Genomic DNA, 1938 nt, shown 5'->3' with positions numbered 1-1938 from the left:
GACCGGGGCGGTGGCCGGCACGGCGGCCGGGGGCAGGACGGCGGGGGCGGCGGCCGGGGGGAGTGCGGGCGTGCCGCCGGCCAGCACGCCGAGCTGGTCACGCATCAGGTCGGAGAACTGGCCGAGCAGCGCGAGCTGGCGCTCGATCAGGCCGGTGCCGTCGGTCACCGGGGGAAGTGCGATGGGGGCCTGCGGGGCGGTGGGCGCGGCGAGCACGGGCTGGGGCACCGGGGCCGGCGCCTGGACGGACGGAGCGGCCGGGGCGGCCTGGGTGGCCTGGACAATCGGGGCGGTCGGGACGGGAACCGGAGCCGTCACCTGGGCGGGCTCGGGTACGGGCGCGGGTTCCGCCACCGGCTCCGGCTCGGCGGCCGGCAGCAGCGTGGCCAGCACCGCCGGCTCCAGCCGGGAGGCGATCAGCCCGGCCAGCCGGGCCGGGGTGTCCGCTGCCTCGAACAGCTCGCGCATCGACACCCGCACACGGAACGCGCGCTCCAGGTCCCGGATCATGTTGATCATCGAGAGCGAGTCGGCGCCCAGGTCGAAGAAGGGCTCGTCCGTGCCGACCGAGGCCTCGTCGTAGCCGAGCTGGCGGGCCGTCCGCTCGACGACCTGCCGCAGTACGGCCTGCTCGGCGAGCTCCTCGGGGCTCGGCGTCGGTGCGGCGGCCGACGCTGCGGCCGGCGCGGTCTGCTGGGGTGGGTCCTGGTGCATGGCGGGGTCCTCGGTGGTGGGCCGGGCAGGGGCGGTGAACCAGTGGCGGCGGCGCTGGAAGACGGTGGTGGGCAGCGGGACGCGGCGAGCCGGTCCGTCCGGCCAGTCCCGGGCGGCGGCGAAGCGGGCCCAGTCGAGCGGGACGCCGTGCGACCACAGCGCGGCCGCGGCGGCGTCGAACTGCTGCTCCGGCGGGGCGCCGCGCCGACCGCCGGCGACGAAGTGGCGCTGCGGCAGCTCCCGGCGGCCCATGCCGGTCAGCGTCGGGTGCGGGCCGATCTCCAGGAACAGCTCGTGGTCCTGCCCGTCCAGTGCGGCGAGGACCTGGTCGAACCGGGCGGTCTCCCGGGTCTGCCGGACGAAGTACTCGGGCGTCGGGACGGTCCCGGGGGCCAGCACCTCGCCGCCGAGGTTGCTGACCAGCGGTACGGCCAGCGGCCGCAGGCGCAGCCGGGCCAGCTGGTCGCGGAAGGGGGCGAGCATCGGGTCGAGCAGGCGGGAGTGGAACGCCCGGTCGGTGGTCAGCCGTTCGACGGACACCCCGTCGGCGGTCAGCACGGCCTCGGCGGCGGCGACCTCGCGTGGCGGGCCGGCCAGCACGCACTGGCCCCTGCCGTTGACCACGGCCAGGTCCACCCCGGGCAGCCAGTCGCCGAGTCCGGCCAGCCGGTCCGGGCCGGCCGAGACCACGGTCATGGCGCCCGGTTCGGTCAGCCGGTGCATCAGCCGGCCGCGCAGCGCGGTCAGGAACATCCCGTCGGCCAGGTCGAGCGCGCCGGCCGCGTGGAAGGCCGCGTACTCCCCGGCGCTGTGCCCGGCGACCGCGGCCGGCCGGACACCGAGCTCCTGCCAGAGCTGCAGGTAGGCCGCCTGGAGGGCGAACAGCGCGGGCTGCGCCGCCTCGGTGGTCCAGCTGTCCTGCGTGCCCTGCGGTGCGGCGTCGAGCAGCAGCGGCAGCAGCGGCTCGTCCCAGTTCTCGCGGTGCAGCCGGTCGCACTCGTCCAGGACGGCGCGGAAGGCCGGGAAGGCCCGGTACAGCTCGGCGGCCATGCCCCGGTACTGGGCGCCCTGACCGGTGAAGAGCAGTACCGGCGCCGCCTCGCCGCGCCCGGTCTCCCGGTGGACGGCCCCGGCGGTGGCCCGGCCCGCCAGGAAGGCGTCCAGGCCCTTGCGCAGGGCGGCCGGGTCGGGGCCCGTGACGGCCAGCCGGTGGCGCAGGGCGCG

Annotated in this window: 1 protein-coding gene; it reads right to left on the bottom strand. The window is 77.6% G+C overall.

Features of this window, described 5'->3' with window-relative positions; genetic code table 11:
• Positions 1 to 1938: acyltransferase domain-containing protein (locus KS423_RS44485; protein WP_224285368.1), on the bottom strand; the 1938-nt coding region annotated here is incomplete at both ends.

The sequence above is a fragment of the Streptomyces sp. LS1784 genome (genome assembly GCF_020103755.1).
In the GTDB taxonomy this organism is placed as follows: Bacteria; Actinomycetota; Actinomycetes; order Streptomycetales; family Streptomycetaceae; genus Kitasatospora.
The sequence above is the reverse complement of the archived record's forward strand: the minus strand, read 5'-3'. Positions and strand labels throughout refer to the sequence as shown.